At 66.3% G+C, this 526-nt stretch carries 1 protein-coding gene; it reads right to left on the minus strand.

The window, feature by feature from the left end; genetic code table 11:
* Positions 1-526: ATP-binding cassette domain-containing protein (locus ENZ75_RS33815; RefSeq protein ID WP_128278699.1), on the minus strand; the 526-nt coding region annotated here is incomplete at both ends.

A 526-nucleotide genomic window follows, 5' to 3' on the forward strand; every position in this document is an offset into this window, starting at 1 on the left:
GGCTTCATCGGTGAATCGAGCTCGCTTCCCGTCAAAGTCGAGAATGGCGAGATCTGGCTCATCACCACGACGCGGTCGGCAAGCTCCAGCGCCTCTTCCTGGTCGTGGGTGACGAAGACGGTGGTGTGGCCGGTGGCGTCATGGATTTCGCGCAGCCAGCGGCGCAATTCCCGGCGCACCTGCGCGTCAAGCGCGCCGAACGGTTCGTCGAGCAGCAGCACCTTGGGTTCGATGGCCATGGCGCGCGCCAGCGCCACGCGCTGCCGCTGGCCGCCGGAAAGCTGCGCCGGATAGCGCTTTTCCAGCCCCGACAGCTGGACAAGGTCTAGAAGCTCGGAGGCGCGGCGGCGGATCTCCTGCGCCGGCGGGCGCGACGGCCCGTGCCGGACCTTCAGGCCGAAGCCGATATTGTCGGCCACCGTCATGTGCCGGAACAGCGCATAGTGCTGGAAGACAAAGCCGACATTGCGATCCTGGATCGACTTGTGCGAGGCGCCCTCGTCGCCGAAGAAGATGTTTCCGCGCG

Origin of the sequence: Mesorhizobium sp. M7A.F.Ca.CA.002.04.1.1 (genome assembly GCF_004022805.1) — a bacterium.
GTDB classification, from domain to species: Bacteria; Pseudomonadota; Alphaproteobacteria; order Rhizobiales; family Rhizobiaceae; genus Mesorhizobium; species Mesorhizobium ciceri.